Raw genomic sequence first — 17,041 nt, forward strand, 5'->3', positions numbered from 1 at the left:
TGACGTTTAATCTAGAAAAGTTTAAGAGAATGCTATATGTTCCCTTATAAAAAATTTTAGGAGGATTTCCTTTATGTTAACTAAAACCGATACCGATCAGCTATTAACTATTTTACGAGATAAAATTTTACCTGAGATAGATGAACTAAGAAAATATCAAGGTACGCAAGGGCAAATTGTAGAGAATAAACAAAGAGCAAAAGAAATTTTAATGAATTTAATTAAAAATACCGAGGAGATTTATAATTCCCTCAACTTAAAAGAAGTTGGATTTGCATTTAAAGAAGACGTATTAAATTGGATAAAGAGAGGGCTAGATGAAGCCCCATATTTTGATAACACACTTATTGCATATCGTCCACCTGTTAATGGCGAGGTTACATTTTTTTTAGGCCCTATTGTTACACCAAATGGACCGAATAAGAGGGGGTTTTATTTTGAGGCATTTCTAGCCCTTCGTGATGAACCAGAGATAATGAAACCTATTGAAAAGGAACTACCTCATCCTAAAAACGGGTGTGAATCTCTAAAGATTTTAGCAGGCACACAAGGATTTATGGAAGAAAAGTGTATCGTTTTCTTTCCTGAAAACGTAAAAACTAAAGAAAAAGTAACTAGCCAGAATTTTGCTATATTTTTCTTTAATAAATTCCATGACATTTATAATGACGATACATTAAAGAGAGCAAATATTATATTTCCGAAATTCAAATTTAAATCTAAAGATATGGATAGAGAGATAACTTATGAGGCAAGAGTTATATGGGGTTATCTACATGATTACTACCATCATTGTGGAAATAAACCATTTGATCAAAACATCCAAGCTAAAATGAACTTTTTTGCTGGAATTCTTGAGGAGATTAAAGTTGATTGCCAAACAATCATTACTCTTAATGAACGTAAATATCCTTATTGGGAGGAGATTACTGAGTTTGTCTTATTTGAACGTCTCTTGAGGTATCCAAGTCAACATAATGCTCCTAGAAACTTTGATTCGGGAACAGGCTTTTTCTTATTCAGTTGGCTAATAGAAAACGGTCAATCGATTTATAGAGATCATGAACATACCCATTTAGATTTATCAAAATGTATTGAAGAGTTAAAAATTTTAGTGTCAGAAATTGAAGAGCTCGAAACTATTCAAAATGATGTAGAGTACAAAGAGCAAGCTGAACAATACGTGAGAAAATATCTACTTCCTACCAATAATAATGATAAATTCATTATTCCTGAAAACTACTTTATTTATCAAGAAAACCAAAATGTGAATGTACCTTATTTAAAATTTAGTGCAGAAACAATCTAGAAAGCTGGTGTAGACTTGTCAGATTTAAAACTTAGTAAAATTGGACAGAAAATGATGGATAAAGTAGGGGTTAGGGCAATTATGCATGATATTCAAGAAGTTCTTAACTCAGATCCTAGTAAATATATCAATCTAAGTGCTGGAAATCCAACACTTTTACCTGAAGTTTATAAGATGTGGGAGGATTCTTTAAGAAGTATTCTCAATAGAGGCGAATTAGAGAATATGGTTAGTAAATATGGTTCTAGTTATGGGACTTATGAACTGATAGATTGTATTAGAGAATATTTTTATAATAACTATGACGTTAAATTGGAACGTGAAAATATTCTCATAACCTCTGGTAGTCAAAATTTATTCTTCTTAGCTCTAAACTCATTTTGTGGCACTAATAATAAGAATGATTTAAAACGTGCTCTAATACCTATGTTACCCGATTATGCTGGCTATAGTGGTGTTGCATTAGAAAAAAGTATTATTGAGGGGATTCCTCCTCTTATTTCAAAAATAGATAATCATACATTTCGTTACGAGTTAAATAAAGAAAGTTTCTTAGAAAGGATCATGAATAATAGAGACATTGGAGCTATGGTATTATCGCGCCCTAACAATCCATGTGGAAATGTTCTATCAGAGGAAGATATTTTATTTATTTCAAATGTATGCAGTGAATTAAATATTCCATTATTGATTGATTCTGCATATGCTCCTCCTTTCCCAGCGATTAATTTTGTGGATATGAACCCTATACTAACGGACAATATTATCCATTGTATGAGTGTTTCAAAAGCAGGTTTACCAGGGGAAAGAATTGGGATTGCTATAGGAAAATCACAATATATAAAGGTGATGGAAGCATTTCAATCAAATATATCCATTCATTCCTCCAGATTAGGACAAAAAATGGTTGCTGATTCACTTCAAAATGGTCAACTCCCTGTTATCTCTGTTAAGTATATACGGGAACACTATATACAAAAGTATTTAACTCTGAAAAAAGCTTTAACTATATTTATGCCTGATAATATACCTTGGTTTCTACATTGTGCAGAGGGCTCACTTTTTAGTTGGCTATGGTTAGAAAATCTTCCATTGGAGGACAAGGAATTTTATAATAAATTAAAGGAACAGAACTTAATTGTTGTACCTGGTAGTTCTTTTTTTCATGATAGTTATGATGTTTCTACACATGCTAGGGAGTGTATTAGAATAAGTCTTACAGCTACAGATGATGAGATCATGAGAGGCATAGAAATTCTCTCTAATGTAACTAAAGAGTGTTATAAGGCAAGTATATCTATCAGTACTTCTTGAAATCAGCCTTTATTTACAAATAATAATCATTAAATGTTAAAGGTAAGGGTGGAGGAACATTTTTTGCTGGGCTTTCTAGTTCTAAATTCTTTACAGAATGGTTCACTCTCTATAACAAACCAGAGTTTAACTTATTCGCCGTATTTTTTGGTACCACTTTACTTTCATATGCGATTCCAGATGGTATAAAAGACCTATCTTCTAGGAAACAAACTAATAACCACACAAGCTGACTAAGTTGCTTTATGAATTAATAACATGAAAAAATAAACCTTATGTAACACATTTCTTTCTTAGAGGGGAAAAGACCGTCCAGTATATAAGACGGTCTTTTTTACTTCTTATAATGCACATTATGAGAACTAACTTAGTGTCCAATAAATATTGGCAAGTCCAGGACCTACATGACCTGTTGTATTCCTGAAGGTTACTTTGCTTTTTTTCTAATGACATCCTTTTTATAGAGTCCTATTATTCTTATGTCTAATTTTTAGAGATTGCTTGTAAATGAATTAACATTTTGGAACTAGAAGCAATCAAAGTGAGAAGAGTCTTAATATTCCTTTATGTTGATATTTTATCGTGAATAAAGAGCCGAATGGGTTAAGTTCTTTTTTACTTTCCTTTCAATAACCAGAAACCAATTAAAATAACCGTGATACCAACTCCTGTGCGCCATGTGGGAATTTCTTTTAAAAACATATATCCAATGACTACACTAACGAAGATTTCCATACCTTTACATACAATAAGTGAGAAAGTTAAATGATTTACGCTTTTAGTTAAAAATTTTACTCCGTACCCAATCATCATAATTGCAGACAAGAAGAAAGGGATAAGCTTAATATAGTACCATAAGGTGGAGAAAAAATTAGAGTCAATGTGTTTAGTTTGATACGCATAAATAGCATTAATAATGATTAACCCACCCAACATTAATAAAAGTGAAAATATTATCATATTGTTTCTCTCCAATAAGATTCATTTTTCTAATTTTGCCCTTATGCAAAATACTTTATGTAAGTAAAGTTAATCTTGTTTATAATTATGTGTCCATGAAACTATACTAATTCCATTTCTATAAAGTAAGAGGGATGACTTGAAATTAAAGAAGCGAATAGATAATCCAAAAAAACTATTCATTGACAACCTCAAGAATTTGCTCTATTATGCAAATAGAGATTAGTCATTAGTTAAGTAGACAGATAATTAGGAATAGTGAGTTGTAGCTTATGGCATTAAATAAAGAACACCGTATCGGACGTCATGCCACATTGCTTGTATTGATGGACGATAGGAGCGAACAGCAAGAGATTACAAATCAACTGAACTGGAAGAGCTGTAGCGGGAGAGTAGGTTCAATGGAATCGCAAAAAGTCGTTGCAGCTATAGAAACTGCTGCCAAGCAGAATGGGATTATCAAAGATAATGTTTACCGAGAAACCCATTCCCTATACCACGCAATTATGGAAGCGCTTTATGGCATTACTCGAGGGCAAATGCAATTAGGTTCGGTTATGCGGACTGTGGGATTACGCTTTGCCGTTGTACGTGGTAATCCTTATGAGGATGAAACAGAGGGAGAATGGTTGGCTGTCGCAATCTATGGAACGATTGGGGCACCAGTTAAAGGATTGGAACACGAGACGTTAGGTCTTGGTATTAATCACATTTAAATAGCTTATTAGTTTTTTAGCCCAGAGCATTTAGTGAATAGGGGGCTGTACTGAAGAAATCATATGATTTCTTTAGTATGGCTCCCTATTTTCTTTTTGCTTCAGTAAAGTAAAGTACAAAGAAGGAAGGTGTCGTTATGGTAGTATTGACAGGGAATTCTCTTAAATTAGAAGAAATGAACAACATTCTTTTTGACTGTGAAGAAGTAACTGCTTCGGACGATAGTTGGAAGCGAGTTGAAGAAAGCCGTAAAGCGGTGGAACAAATTGTTAAAGAAAACCGTGTTGTTTATGGGATAACAACTGGATTTGGAAAGTTCAGTGATGTATTAATTAATCCAAAAGATGTCGAAGCGTTGCAATTGAATTTGATTCACTCACATGCCTGCGGGGTTGGAGATCCATTTCCGGAACTTGTCTCAAGAGCAATGTTAGTATTAAGAGCGAACGCATTATTGAAGGGGTTTTCAGGGATAAGAAGGATAGTGATAGAGCGCTTGCTTCAGTTTGTAAATGCTGGGATTCATCCTGTCATTCCACAACAGGGTTCTCTCGGAGCTAGTGGTGATTTGGCGCCATTATCTCACCTCGTTCTCCCTCTTCTTGGGGAAGGAGAAGTATTTTATAAAGGGGAGCGGACGAATGCTCTCAAAGCGCTGACGAAAGAGGGTATTTTTCCGATTACTCTGTCTGCAAAAGAAGGTCTTGCATTAATCAATGGGACACAAGCGATGACAGCAATGGGTGTGGTAACGTATTTAGAGGCGGAAAAGCTAGCCTATCAATCGGAAGCGATTGCGGCAATGACAATCGAAGGATTAAGAGGAATTATTGATGCGTTTGATGAGGATGTTCATATTGCACGTGGTTACCCGGAACAAGTTACAGTCGCGAAACGGATACGGGGGCTTTTGGAAGACAGCAAATTAACAACGAAACAAGGGGAAATGCGCGTACAAGATGCCTATTCGCTTCGCTGCATTCCACAAGTTCATGGAGCAACGTGGCAAACATTGAATTATGTAAAAGAAAAACTAGAAATCGAAATGAATGCTGCAACAGATAATCCATTGATTTTTGATGGAGGGAAAAAGGTAATCTCTGGAGGGAACTTCCACGGTCAGCCAATTGCCTTGGCGATGGACTTTCTCGGTATCGCGGTTGCTGAATTGGCCAACATTTCTGAGCGTCGAATTGAGCGACTTGTAAACCCACAATTGAATGATTTGCCGCCGTTTTTAAGCCCTGCCCCGGGACTTCAGTCTGGAGCGATGATTATGCAATATTGTGCTGCTTCACTCGTATCAGAAAATAAAACACTCGCCCATCCGGCAAGCGTCGATTCAATTCCATCTTCAGCAAACCAAGAAGATCATGTCAGCATGGGAACTATTGGTTCAAGGCATGCTTATCAAATTGTGTCTAATACGAGACGGGTACTCGCAATTGAATCTATTTGTGCGATGCAGGCAGTCGAAATTAGAGGCACAGATGATATGGCATCAGCAACGAAAAGCGTGCTAGAGGAAGGGCGTAAGCGAATTCCGTTCATCGAGAAAGACCGAGTATTTTCAAATGACATCATGGAGGCTGAAAATTGGTTGAGGGATGCCTTTTCTACTAATGAGATTAAAAAGTTTGAAAAGGGAACAGTCGTTAAGGAAAGAGGTTAACATAAAAAAACAGATATCTAAACATCAAGTTAAACAAACCGATTGTAACGAGAGCTAACAATTTGGGAAAGTAAGATATTAAGGGAACAGCATCGCTCGGTGTATATGTTTGATACGCGGAGGGCATGCGGTTCCTGTTCTTTAGGTCTCTTAAAATAATTAGAAAATTCAATTTTTATACTTTCAACTTAAATAAGCATCTCGAAAATAGAAAGGGTGATTTGATGTTCAATGCGGTAGTAATTTCAGTTATTGTTATGACGATATTAAGTCTTCTTCGTATCAATGTGATGCTGGCCCTTCTAATAGCTGCTGGTGTTGCTGGTTTGATGGAAGGTTTGACTCTAACTGAAACGATGAATATGCTTATATCCGGAATGGGAGGACAAGCAAACACGGCATTAAGTTATGTTCTGCTTGGGATATTTGCCGTTATGGTTAGTTATTCGGGAATTACAGGATTTCTTGTAAAACAAATTGTAAGCGTTTTAAAAAGAAAACGTTCAATTATGTTGCTGACGATTGCCGGAATCGCTTGTTTATCTCAAAATGCTGTTCCGATACACATTGCATTTATTCCGATTTTAATTCCACCTTTGCTCCACTTATTTGATAAAATGAAGGTCGATCGTAGAGGCATCGCTGTGGCATTAACATTTGGATTAAAGGCACCGTATATGATGATTCCAGCGGGGTTTGGTTTGATCTACCATGGAATTATTACGGATGAAATGAAAGCGAGCGGCGTAGACATTGCTCTTCCATCTGTTACATATGCAATGTTAATACCAAGTCTTGGAATGATTGCAGGGTTGTTCATTGCAATTTTTATTTCTTATCGCAAAGATCGTGAGCTACTTGATGACAAACAGAATGCTATTAGCGAGGTAGCCGCAACAGAAGAGACGAAATTGTCATTTACATTGGGTCATTTCCTTACTATTATTGCGATTATAGGTGCCTTTATCGTGCAACTTGTGTCAGGCTCACTTGTTCTAGGAGCACTGACAGGCATTATTCTTATGTTTTTGTTTACTATTGTCCCATTTAAAGAAGGAGAAAGAATTGTAAATGAAGGGATTATGATGATGGGGATGATTTCATTCGTATTGTTAATTGCTTCAGGATATGCGACGATTTTAAAAGAGACTGGCGCTGTTGAGGACCTGGTGCAGTCCACAATAGGAATACTAGGAGATAATAAAATAATCGTTGCCATCGCAATGATTACTGTTGGTCTGTTAATTACGATGGGCATTGGTTCTTCGTTTGGAACAATTCCCCTTATCGCTGCCTTATTTGTTCCAATCTGCATAACAGTGGGCTTTTCTCCATTGGCGACTGCCGCATTAATCGGTACTGCTAGTTCACTTGGGGATGCAGGTTCACCAGTGTCAGACAGTACTCTTGGCCCAACAATAGGACTGAACGCAGATGGAAAGCACCATCATATATGGGACACATGTGTGCCAACCTTTTTACATTTTGGCATCCCTTTGATGATTTTCGGTATTATTGCTGCAATGGTGCTTTAACCAAAACAAACTCGTACTTCAAAACAAATCTGTCTGTTTTGTTATCAATACTATAATAATTAAAAAAGATGAATATCTCTTTTACTTTGAATAGGAGTTTCATAGAAAACGGGCTTCCTTAAAAAAACGTATTTTTTAAGGGAGCCCGTTTTAAACTTCTCTATTCCTAGTTTTGATAAAGTGATAATTCTACCATTTGATTTTTCCCATAAAACCTTACTGATTTCTTGATAGCTGACTTCATAATCCATTAATCCCATGGAAAACCTGAATTTCTTAAAAGTTTTATATAGTTCCTTTTTTTAAGATACTAAAGTCAAACAATGGGTCATTAACATCAAAAAGTATAATCTTGTATTTCATAGATACATTAATTAGTTATTACCGATTCAGTATCAAACCTTGTGTTCATTCATGTAAATATATCATATCTTCTGTATTCTTATTTATAAAAACGGAAAGGACATATATTAATTATTCTCTAAAAATATAAAATGAGTTCAATATACATGTACATTTGCTATGATGAAAGAAAAGGACAAAAAAGAAGGTGTAACAGCATGGAAATTCATTTAATAGCAAAAGATGAGTTAGAAGCTCAAGGGATTCGGTGGTTGGTAGAGTCACATTTTACTGGAGTTCGATTGGTTCTGTGGAATACAATGGAGGAATTTGAAAGTGATATAAAAAAGCAGAAACCTGAGCTTGTTATTCTGGATATGGACGGATGGAAGCATGAAAGTGAACGATTTGGTAAGGCGATGCAACAAAATAGAATTCGCTGGTTAGGGATTTCATCTGAGCGAATTTTCCAAACTGCTTATCGTGCGCTCCGTTTTCGTGCAGAAGATGTTTTATTCCGCCCGTTTTCTCCGTCAGATTTAATCAAGCGTATTCAACAACTGCGCTACCAATTGCGTAATGATCGTCGTTACTTTGAGAATAGAGCAACAGAAGAAGGAAATTCACTTCCCATCGATTATCCTGACCTTTTCCTGACAGAGCGAAAGCACGTTAGTCCGATAACAATGGTCGCACTTTTAACTCCCCATCCAGAAACACTTCCATTAGTATATGATGCATTGCAACGTTATTCTTTTATCGGAAAGCATCGCATATTTACTCTATCTGATTTTATTGTATGTGTGCGGGAAACTCAAGGGATTGAAGTATTCAAGGAGGAATACCATGCTTTTCTTGCATATTGGAAAGACCTTATGAGTGAGCCCCTTACTATTGTAATTAAGGAAACTTCCTCAGGCGATTCGTTAAAAAAAGCCTATCAGCAAATACGTCAGTTAACAAGGCTAGTTTTTTTCGAAGGCTATGATATTGTTTTGGTGGAAAATGAACAAATGCTCCCTCGGGAAATGGACCCCTTCCTTACTCCTTTGGAACAAAGGCAGTGGATTGAAATGCTTGAAAAAAGAGATATAAAAGCCATTCGGGATTGGGTGGAGCGTGAATTTTTGACCTTTCAGCAGCCATATCCCGATCCAGAAAACGTTCGTGTTCGTCTTACGAGTGTGCTCGCGCAGATTCGCCGATATATGAAGTCACACAACCTCCAGAGTGCAGACTGGGAAACACTCTATCATGAAGTTTTTCAGCAAATTGTCCATAAGCCCGTCATTTATCAAATTGTCCAAGGACTGCTTACGTTTATAACTCGTTTACTTCAGCAGAATCATGAGCAAGCACAGGAAGGATTACGAACACTGGTTGAGAAAGCAAAAGAATTGATAGAGTCTAACTATTGGGATGCTCAGTGGAACTTAGCGGCATGTGCTGATGCACTCCGTATCAATAAGAGTACTCTCAGCCGTCGCTTTGCAGCCGAATCCGGCCAGTCCTTTCGCAAGACGTTACATCAAGTACGGATTCGGGAGGCTAAACGTCTATTGCGGGAAACGGATTTATCATTGGAGGAAGTTGCACGATTAACGGGCTATTCTCACCAAACTTATTTTAATACTAAATTCAAACAGATCGAGGAATGCATCCCATCAGCGTACCGATCTGGATTATAAAAAAACGATTCAGTATATACTGAATCGTTTTTAATTGAATTATAAGTAAATTTATTTTGAAACCATTTATAAAAATGACGGTTAAAAAGAATTATTTAGAAATATTTTATAAAAAAATCATTAAATTATAATAAATTATTAGAATTTTTATTATAAACTGAATATAAGCAAATAAGGAGGTAAGAAAAATGAATACGTTTACAAAGAACAAAGTGATACGTTATGAAGGTACTGAATTACATACAAAAGGATGGCAACAAGAGGCCGTACTTCGGATGTTAATGAACAATTTAGATCCTGATGTAGCTGAGCACCCAGAGGAACTTGTTGTATACGGAGGAATTGGAAAGGCAGCCCGAAACTGGGAATCATTTGATGCGATTGTTCAATCTTTGAAAAAGCTAGAAGAAGATGAAACCCTGCTTGTTCAGTCAGGAAAACCGGTAGTTATCTTTAAAACCCATTCAGATGCACCACGCGTACTGATTGCAAATTCCAATATTGTACCAGCTTACGCAAATTGGGATACATTTCATGAGCTTGATAAAAAAGGGTTAATGATGTATGGACAAATGACAGCAGGTAGCTGGATTTATATTGGTTCTCAAGGAATTGTACAAGGAACGTATGAAACATTTGCAGAGCTTGCGAAACAACATTTCAATAATACACTCAAAGGTACTATCACTGTAACCGCGGGTCTTGGCGGTATGGGTGGAGCTCAACCTCTTGCTGTCACGATGAATGGTGGTGTCTGCATTGGTATTGATGTTGATGAGACAAGGATTGACCGACGAATTGAGACTCGTTATACAGATGTGAAAACGGACTCGCTAGATGAAGCAATCCGTTTGGCTAAAGAAGCAAAAAAAGAAGGAAGAGCTTTATCAATCGGTCTATTAGGCAATGCCTCTGAACTTTTACCGGAAATGATTGTACGCAATTTTATCCCAGATGCATTAACAGATCAAACATCAGCGCACGATCCATTGAATGGATACATCCCTTCAGGAATGTCGCTCGAAGAAGCAGCAGAATTACGAAAATCTAACTCTGAAGAGTACGTGAAACGTTCAAAAGCTTCAATGGCAACACATGTGAAAGCAATGCTTGAGATGATGGAAAAAGGTGCCGTGACGTTCGATTATGGTAACAATATTCGTCAGGTTGCAAAAGATGAGGGTGTAGACAATGCCTTTGACTTTCCTGGATTCGTTCCAGCCTATATCCGTCCACAATTCTGTGAAGGAAAAGGTCCTTTTCGTTGGGTAGCGTTGTCAGGGGATTCTGAAGATATTTATAAAACGGATCAGGCTATCTTACGTGAATTTAGTGATAATGAACATTTATGTAACTGGATTCGTATGGCACGGGAAAAAATTCAATTCCAGGGTCTCCCTTCTCGTATTTGTTGGTTGGGCTATGGAGAGCGTGCTCGTTTTGGAAAAATTCTAAATGATATGGTGGCTAGTGGTGAGTTAAAAGCACCAGTTGTGATTGGACGTGACCACTTGGATTCTGGCTCTGTTGCTTCACCAAACCGTGAAACAGAAGCTATGAAAGATGGATCAGATGTGGTTTCAGACTGGCCAATTTTAAATGCGATGATAAACGCAGTGGGCGGTGCTACTTGGGTATCTGTACACCATGGAGGCGGCGTCGGAATGGGCTACTCTTTACATGCAGGAGTAGTTATTGTGGCAGATGGTACGAAGGAAGCGGAAGCACGTATTGAGAGAGTGCTGACAACTGATCCAGGTATGGGGGTAGTACGTCACGCTGATGCGGGATATGAGTTAGCAAAGAAAACAGCTCGTGAAAAAGGAATTAACATTCCAATGCTTGATAAAGGGACTGATCAGTAATGACAAAACCAATTTGGATTAAACATGCGACTCAGCTTGCTACGCTTGCAGGTAAAGGAAAAGGTCCGCGCTCCCAAGAAGCTATGTCAGAGCTTGGACTCATCGAAGATGGTAGTTTATGGATAGAGGATGGAATCATTCAGGCTGTCGGTACAACAAATGACCTGGAAAAACGCTATGCAGAGAAATTGCATACAGCGGACGTTGTGGAGGCTTCTAATCATTTAGTTACGCCTGGGCTTGTGGATCCTCATACACATGTTGTGTATGGGGGAAGTCGTGAACATGAGTTTGAAATGCGCCTTGAAGGTGCGACATATATGGATATTATGAACGCGGGTGGAGGGATTCATGCAACAGCCCGTATGACACGAGAGGCAATAGAAGAAGAATTACTAGAACAAACAATGAGTCGTCTCGATTCATTTCTTGCTCATGGAGTTACGATGGTAGAAAGTAAAAGCGGCTATGGCATGAACCTGGAAACTGAGCTTAAACAATTGCGTGTAATGAAAGAATTGCAACAAAAACATGCAATTGATCTTGTACCTACTTTTATGGGAGCTCATGCTGTACCTCCAGAATTTAAAGGAAAAGAAAATGAATTTGTTGATTATTTAATTGATAAGATGCTGCCAATAGTAGCTGAGGAAAACTTGGCTGAGTTTAACGATGTTTTTTGTGAGAAAGGTGTTTTTACCCCTGAGCAGTCGAAACGGATACTAGAAGCCGGAAAAGAATATGGGTTAGTGCCTAAAATACACGCCGATGAAATTGAACCTTATGGGGGAGCTGAGTTGGCTGCCAAAGTAGGAGCGGTCTCAGCTGAGCATTTATTAAAAGCATCAGATGAAGGTATACATGCTATGGCAAAAGCCGGGACCATTGCTTGCTTATTACCAGCTACAGCATTATATCTACGTGAAGAAGCTGCGGCAGGAAGAAAGATGATTGATGCAGGTGTACCTGTAGCTATTTCCACCGACTGCAATCCTGGGTCATCACCGACGACTTCTATGCCTCTTGTTATGAACCTAGCTTGTATTTCGATGAGACTTACTCCAGCAGAAGCCTTGACGGCAGCAACATATAATGCAGCCTGCGCCATTAATCGTCAAGAAAAAGTAGGGTCACTGGAGGTAGGAAAGCAAGCAGATATTGTCTTATGGGATGTTAAAAACTATCAAGAATTACAATATTTATTCGGAGTTAATCATGTCAAGGCTGTATGGAAAAAAGGTGTAAAGGTGGTGGGATAGGGTGAGTGAAAAATGGCTTCAAGCACCTGAATGGTCTTGGAATACATCGAAAGAAGAAACAGCTTACGTTCATCAGTGGATTCAGCCACTTAATGAACTAAGAAGTCTGCCTGACCTGATTATTTACGGAGCGCCAATTTCGAGATCATCAATTAGTGTGTCTGGGGCTTCCCTGTATCCAACGGAATTTCGGAGAATGTGGAAAAGCTTTGCCACCTACAACTTGGATGAAAATATCGATTTAACAGCGCTACAAGTAGCGGATGCAGGGGATATTGTAATGCATACGACAGATATCCCTTTATCACATCAACGTATTCAAGAGACATCAGCATATCTTGTGGAACGCTATCCTCATACTATCACATGCATGATTGGCGGTGATCATTCTACAACGGCTTGTGCTGTTCGAGGAATCAAAGAAGTTTGTAAGCAAAAAACGATTGGGATTTTACAACTTGACACGCATCTTGATGTGCGAGATCCGGAGGAATTAGGACCCGCAAATGGAACTCCAATTCGCCAATTAATTGATGGCAATATTGTTAAAGGCGAGGATGTCATCAATATCGGTTTGCATGGTTATTTTAATGCGAAGCCACTTGTCGATTATGCCAAGAAACACAATATTCAGGTGGTAACATTAAAACAAGCACGCAGAAAGGGCCTTATCAATACCATTCAAGAAGCGCTCGAACGTCTGTCAGCAAAAGTCGATCTTGTTTATGTCACAGTCGACATGGATGTACTCGATATTTCCGTTGCACCAGGGGTCCCAGCTTCCACCCCCAGCGGCATGACATCAACTGAGCTGTTTGATGCATTATTAGAAATTGGTAAGCACCCAATTGTTCAGCATATTGATTTTGTTTGTCTAGACCCCAGCAAAGATTCACCAGTTGCTGAAACAGTCAAGATCGGGGTATACGCATGGCTGCAGTTTATAACTGGCTATGTTTTACGGTCTAGATAAAGTGATAGACAATTTAGTAAGGGAAGAAAAAAAGACTAAGGTGACTATAAATCCAGATTAATCTGAAAGTATATGTTAGGCAAGAAGAAATATCTCATTCTCTTCTTGCCTGATCCAAAGTAATGGATTGGAAAATAAAATCGATTGATAATAAGAAATTAGAGCAATTGTTACAGCAATTGCCTTTTTTTATAAAAATAACGCTTCAGAACAATCAATTTAAACAACTTATAACATAAGAGGTGTAACAAATGAAAGTGGGAGCCCCCGTTAAAAGTGATCAAATTCAAGAGCTGGATCATAAGCAAAGTGGAACGTTAGATTTATTAAATTCAACTCAACTTATTATAAAAGAAGCGGTTCGGAAGTTAGGTTATAACAATAAGATGTATGAATTATTAAAAGAACCAATTAGAACCTTAACGGTACGTATTCCAGTTCGAATGGATAACGGCTCTATTGAAATTTTTACCGGCTATCGTTCTCAACATAATGATGCTGTGGGTCCTACAAAGGGAGGTGTCCGATTCCATCCTGAAGTAAATGAAGAAGAGGTCAAAGCCTTGTCTATTTGGATGAGTTTAAAGTGTGGAATTGCTAATCTTCCTTACGGAGGAGGAAAAGGAGGAATTGTTTGCGATCCAAGGAACATGTCACTTGGGGAATTAGAGAGATTAAGTCGCGGATATGTTCGGGCCATTAGCCAAATCGTTGGTCCGACAAAAGATATTCCAGCCCCTGATGTTTATACGAACTCTCAAATTATGGCGTGGATGATGGATGAGTACAGCCGTCTTCGTGAATTTGATTCTCCTGGATTTATTACAGGAAAACCGATTGTATTAGGGGGATCACAAGGTCGCGAAACGGCAACGGCGCGCGGTGTAACAATTTGCATTGAAGAAGCCGTCAAGAAAAAAGGTATTGAATTACAGGGGGCACGCATTGTGATTCAGGGCTTTGGGAATGCCGGAAGCTTTCTGGCTAAATTTATGCATGAGGCAGGAGCCAAAGTGATTGGGATTTCAGATGCACATGGTGCTCTTTATGATCCAACAGGGCTTGATATTGATTATTTACTTGATCGACGAGATAGTTTTGGGACTGTAACCAATTTATTTACTAATGTTATGACCAATCAAGAATTACTTGAGCAAGAATGTGAAATTCTTGTTCCAGCCGCCATTTCTAATCAAATTACGTTAGAAAATGCCGATCGTATTCGTGCATCCATTGTGGTAGAAGCAGCAAATGGACCTACAACCCTAGAGGCTACCAAAATTTTAGATGAAAGAGGTATCCTCCTTGTGCCAGATATACTGGCCAGTGCAGGTGGTGTGACTGTTTCGTACTTTGAATGGGTCCAAAACAATCAAGGATATTATTGGTCAGAAGAAGAAGTAGCTAAAAAATTGCGAAAAGTAATGATCAATTCTTTTGAAACTATTTATCAAATGTCACAGACCCATGAAGTTGATATGCGTTTAGCTGCATATATGGTCGGAATCAGAAAATCGGCTGAAGCCTCGCATTTCCGAGGATGGGTATAAAATGAAAAATTCCCGACTCCGATGCAAAGTTAATTATATGACCTTATTTCAAGAGAAGAAGGAATTTCTACTACAGTTGAAAGAACCTTGGATGATTTAGCTAAAAAAGTAGACGTTATCTATCTGACAGTAGATATAGATATGGATGCTCTTGATAGTGCTTATGTACCTAAAGTTCCAGCAAAAAACACAGGATTAATAAGAACAGATGAATTATTTGAATGCGTATACATTACAGATTCATATTCTTTAGTACAGGCAATAGATATTGTATGTTTAGATTCTTTACGAAATAGATCTAGTATCATTGTTAAATCAGGAGTTCATGTAATCTCGAAACTTTCCGTTAGCCTTGTAGAAAGAAAATAAAATGGTAATCATCTACTTTTTCCTATCCTTTTGAAAGTAAAAAACACGTAGTAGTTTATTATAAGATTTCTACCTCAGCAGGAAAAATCAGATTATGAGAGCGAGGAGAGAGATAATTAATGAAAAATAATTATCGTTACTTTATTATCTTCATGATTGTTATTATAACAGTTATAAACTACATAGATAGAGGTGCCCTATCATATGCACAAGCTGAGATTATACAAGAATTCAATTTAGATCCAATAAGCTGGGGAGCAATTCTAGGTTATTTTGGATATGGCTATATTTTTGGAGCACTATTTGGTGGTGCTTTAGCAGATAAGAAAGGACCTAAATTTATGTGGATTCTTGCGGGAACCACATGGTCTATTTTCGAAATAGGAACGATATTCGCTGGGCACTTAGGCGCAACATTTTTTGGTGGTTCTGCGTTGGCAGGTTTTGCGGTATTTCGTGTTTTATTTGGGTTAGCTGAAGGTCCTACATTATCTACAATGAACCGAACAATGGCAAACTGGGTGTCCCCAAAGGAAAAAGGTTTCTCAGTAGCACTTGGTTTAGTTGGTACTCCCATTGGAGCATTAATTACCGCTCCGGTCGTAGTGGGTCTTTTAACATTCACTAATTGGAAAGTAACATTTGTTATTCTTGGCTTACTAGGTTTTATTTGGGTATTAATATGGAGAAAAGTATTTACAAATTTACCTGAAGACCATCCAAAGGTCTCGAAAATTGAACTTCAGAAAATTCGAAGTACAAATGATTTAATAAAAGGTGAAACAAAATTAGAAGAAACAATATCAAACAATGTACCATGGTACTATTTTTTTAAAAATTCTACCTTAACAATGAATGCTATCGGATATTTTGCATTTTTATATGTTAATATTTTATTACTTACTTGGACACCAAAATATTTACAAGATGAATTTAATTATTCCTTAGCATCTCTTTCATATATAGGTATGATTCCATGGGTAGGAGCTATTATTACGGGGCTGTTAGGTGGTAAAATTTCAGATAAGTTACGTGAAAAAACTGGAAATTTGCGTATAGCTAGATCTTGGTTTACAGTAGTTTGCTTGTTTTGTACAGCCATTTGTTTTATGTTAATTCCAACAGTTGAAAGTGCTACAGCAGTACTTTCATTAATGTGTATAGGTAACGCATTTAATTACCTACCAAACTCTATATATTGGACAGTTATTCTTGATACAGAGCCAAATAAAGCAGGAACTTTTGGTGGGGTAACTCACTTTATTGCAAATTTAGCTACTATTATTGCACCGACGTTAACAGGCAGTCTCGTTGCATCTTACGGATATAATGCTATGTTTACTGCTGCTGCTTTTGCTGTGATAGTTGGGATGGTATCTATGATATTTGTAAAGCCAGGACAACAGGTTCGTATGTCAGTAACTCCAACCACAAAAGATCCTACATTATAATAAGTAATTCTTAGAATAAAAAGAGATGACTATACTA

General features: G+C 37.5%; 13 protein-coding genes and 1 pseudogene. 13 read left to right on the top strand and 1 reads right to left on the bottom strand.

Annotated features, from left to right (window positions below; genetic code table 11):
- Positions 1–73: 73 nt before the first annotated feature.
- From ACK3CR_RS14900 to ACK3CR_RS14910, 3 genes and pseudogenes are all read left to right on the top strand, one after another.
- Entirely contained in the window at positions 74–1,309 is a 1,236-nt protein-coding gene (locus tag ACK3CR_RS14900) for a DUF6421 family protein (protein ID WP_488975668.1), read from the top strand.
- Between the two features lie 15 nt (positions 1,310–1,324).
- Positions 1,325–2,623: a valine--pyruvate transaminase gene (locus ACK3CR_RS14905; RefSeq protein ID WP_488975669.1), complete on the top strand. Its 1,299-nt coding sequence runs from the start codon at positions 1,325–1,327 to the stop codon at positions 2,621–2,623.
- Positions 2,624–2,679: 56 nt separating this feature from the next.
- Positions 2,680–2,856 (top strand): annotated as a pseudogene (locus tag ACK3CR_RS14910) (YfzA family protein); the annotation flags it as partial.
- A 382-nt stretch (positions 2,857–3,238) separates the two neighbouring features.
- On the opposite strand, the gene ACK3CR_RS14915 reads toward ACK3CR_RS14910, so the two are convergent.
- The gene (locus ACK3CR_RS14915; RefSeq protein ID WP_243512288.1) at positions 3,239–3,583 is read right to left on the bottom strand and encodes a hypothetical protein; all 345 of its coding nucleotides are present in this window, start codon (positions 3,581–3,583) and stop codon (positions 3,239–3,241) included.
- Between the two features lie 272 nt (positions 3,584–3,855).
- Here ACK3CR_RS14915 and hutP point away from each other — a divergent pair, with 272 nt between their 5' ends.
- The 10 genes from hutP to ACK3CR_RS14965 all read left to right on the top strand — a co-directional run bounded on the left by hutP (position 3,856) and on the right by ACK3CR_RS14965 (position 17,004).
- A complete protein-coding gene (gene hutP, locus ACK3CR_RS14920; RefSeq protein WP_243512279.1) occupies positions 3,856–4,299 on the top strand; it encodes a histidine utilization transcription antiterminator HutP in 444 nt (147 codons plus the stop codon).
- A gap of 137 nt (positions 4,300–4,436) precedes the next feature.
- Positions 4,437–5,972, top strand: a complete 1,536-nt coding sequence (gene hutH / locus ACK3CR_RS14925) for a histidine ammonia-lyase (RefSeq protein ID WP_243512278.1) — start codon at positions 4,437–4,439, stop codon at positions 5,970–5,972.
- 224 nt (positions 5,973–6,196) lie between these two features.
- The gene (locus tag ACK3CR_RS14930; protein WP_328124942.1) at positions 6,197–7,507 is read left to right on the top strand and encodes a Na+/H+ antiporter family protein; all 1,311 of its coding nucleotides are present in this window, start codon (positions 6,197–6,199) and stop codon (positions 7,505–7,507) included.
- Positions 7,508–8,016: 509 nt separating this feature from the next.
- On the top strand, positions 8,017–9,537 hold the full coding sequence (locus ACK3CR_RS14935) for a response regulator transcription factor (protein WP_488975670.1): 1,521 nt from the start codon (positions 8,017–8,019) through the stop codon (positions 9,535–9,537).
- A gap of 188 nt (positions 9,538–9,725) precedes the next feature.
- Positions 9,726–11,402 carry a urocanate hydratase gene (gene hutU / locus ACK3CR_RS14940; RefSeq protein WP_488975671.1) on the top strand — a complete coding sequence of 559 codons (1,677 nt, stop codon included), beginning with the start codon at positions 9,726–9,728 and terminating at the stop codon, positions 11,400–11,402.
- Positions 11,402–12,661, top strand: coding sequence for an imidazolonepropionase (gene hutI / locus ACK3CR_RS14945; protein ID WP_328124938.1), 1,260 nt, complete (start codon positions 11,402–11,404; stop codon positions 12,659–12,661). The genes hutU and hutI overlap by 1 nt, the downstream gene beginning before the upstream one ends.
- Before the next feature lies 1 nt (position 12,662).
- On the top strand, positions 12,663–13,634 hold the full coding sequence (locus ACK3CR_RS14950) for an agmatinase family protein (RefSeq protein ID WP_488975672.1): 972 nt from the start codon (positions 12,663–12,665) through the stop codon (positions 13,632–13,634).
- Between the two features lie 251 nt (positions 13,635–13,885).
- The gene (locus tag ACK3CR_RS14955; RefSeq protein WP_488975673.1) at positions 13,886–15,184 is read left to right on the top strand and encodes a Glu/Leu/Phe/Val family dehydrogenase; all 1,299 of its coding nucleotides are present in this window, start codon (positions 13,886–13,888) and stop codon (positions 15,182–15,184) included.
- 63 nt (positions 15,185–15,247) lie between these two features.
- Positions 15,248–15,553 (top strand): arginase family protein, encoded by a 306-nt coding sequence (locus tag ACK3CR_RS14960; RefSeq protein ID WP_488975795.1) that lies wholly within the window; start codon positions 15,248–15,250, stop codon positions 15,551–15,553.
- Between the two features lie 119 nt (positions 15,554–15,672).
- Entirely contained in the window at positions 15,673–17,004 is a 1,332-nt protein-coding gene (locus ACK3CR_RS14965; RefSeq protein WP_328124931.1) for an MFS transporter, read from the top strand.
- Positions 17,005–17,041: the final 37 nt, after the last annotated feature.

Source organism: Priestia sp. TRM10 (genome assembly GCF_057808375.1).

Excerpts from the sequence above, each read along its gene's own strand:
- ACK3CR_RS14900 (WP_488975668.1), top strand. The coding sequence starts at position 74 with ATGTTAACTAAAACCGATACCGATCAGCTATTAACTATTTTACGAGAT.
- ACK3CR_RS14915 (WP_243512288.1), bottom strand. The coding sequence starts at position 3,583 with ATGATAATATTTTCACTTTTATTAATGTTGGGTGGGTTAATCATTATT.
- hutP (WP_243512279.1), top strand. The coding sequence starts at position 3,856 with ATGGCATTAAATAAAGAACACCGTATCGGACGTCATGCCACATTGCTT.
- hutH (WP_243512278.1), top strand. The coding sequence starts at position 4,437 with ATGGTAGTATTGACAGGGAATTCTCTTAAATTAGAAGAAATGAACAAC.
- ACK3CR_RS14930 (WP_328124942.1), top strand. The coding sequence starts at position 6,197 with ATGTTCAATGCGGTAGTAATTTCAGTTATTGTTATGACGATATTAAGT.
- ACK3CR_RS14935 (WP_488975670.1), top strand. The coding sequence starts at position 8,017 with ATGTACATTTGCTATGATGAAAGAAAAGGACAAAAAAGAAGGTGTAAC.
- hutU (WP_488975671.1), top strand. The coding sequence starts at position 9,726 with ATGAATACGTTTACAAAGAACAAAGTGATACGTTATGAAGGTACTGAA.
- hutI (WP_328124938.1), top strand. The coding sequence starts at position 11,402 with ATGACAAAACCAATTTGGATTAAACATGCGACTCAGCTTGCTACGCTT.
- ACK3CR_RS14955 (WP_488975673.1), top strand. The coding sequence starts at position 13,886 with ATGAAAGTGGGAGCCCCCGTTAAAAGTGATCAAATTCAAGAGCTGGAT.
- ACK3CR_RS14965 (WP_328124931.1), top strand. The coding sequence starts at position 15,673 with ATGAAAAATAATTATCGTTACTTTATTATCTTCATGATTGTTATTATA.